This window comes from Xanthobacter autotrophicus (genome assembly GCF_030015065.1).
In the GTDB taxonomy this organism is placed as follows: domain Bacteria; phylum Pseudomonadota; class Alphaproteobacteria; order Rhizobiales; family Xanthobacteraceae; genus Xanthobacter; species Xanthobacter autotrophicus_D.
In genome coordinates, this window is record NZ_JAIVFN010000275.1 from 1 (window position 1) to 903 (window position 903).

Sequence of the window (903 nt, forward strand, 5' to 3'; positions counted from 1 at the left end):
GGCAAAGCATGACCGGTCCTTCCGCCACGCCCGCCGTCACCACCACCCCCGACGCCCCCCTCCTCGTCGCCGAGGGGCTGGCGAAATATTACGGCTCCCGCCTCGGCTGCCGCGACGTGGGCCTCACTTTGCATGAAGGCGAGGTGCTCGCCATCGTGGGCGAGTCGGGCTCCGGCAAGTCCACCCTGCTGGGCCTCCTCTCCACCGAGCTTGCCCCCAGCGCCGGCCGCGTCTCCTACCGCATGCGCGACGGCGGGATGCGCGACCTCGCAGCCCTCACGGAGGCCGAGCGGCGCCTGCTGCTGCGCACCGACTGGGGCTTCGTGCGCCAGCATGCGGAGCAGGGCCTGCGCATGGCGGTCTCGGCCGGCGGCAATGTGGGCGAGCGCCTCATGGCCGTGGGCTGGCGCCACTACGGCCACATCCGCGACGAGGCCGCCGACTGGCTCACCCGCGTGGAGATCGCCGCCGAGCGCATGGACGACGATCCGCGCACCTTCTCCGGCGGCATGCGCCAACGGCTCCAGATCGCGCGCAACCTCGTCACCCGCCCGCGCCTCGTGTTCATGGACGAGCCTACGAGCGGCCTCGACGTGTCGGTGCAGGCGCGGCTTTTGGACCTCATCCGCCAGCTGGTGGAGGAATTCGGCCTCGCGGTGGTCATCGTCACCCATGACCTGGCGGTGGCGCGGCTCTTGTCCCACCGCATCATGGTGATGAAATCCGGCCGCGTGATCGAACAGGGCCTCACCGACCAGGTGCTCGACGACCCGCGCGAGCCCTACACCCAGCTCCTCGTCTCCTCGGTGCTCGCCGCATGACCACGACCAGCACGTCCGCCGCGTCCGTGACGCCCGCCACCGGCGCCGCGCCCACCATAGAGGCTCCTGCCCCCTCCCTGCC

1 protein-coding gene is annotated in these 903 nt (G+C 71.4%); it reads left to right on the forward strand.

Annotated features, from left to right (window positions below; translation table 11 throughout):
- Positions 1–8: 8 nt before the first annotated feature.
- A complete protein-coding gene (gene phnK, locus K9U40_RS23065) occupies positions 9–821 on the forward strand; it encodes a phosphonate C-P lyase system protein PhnK (RefSeq protein ID WP_282892412.1) in 813 nt (270 codons plus the stop codon).
- Positions 822–903 lie beyond the last annotated feature (82 nt).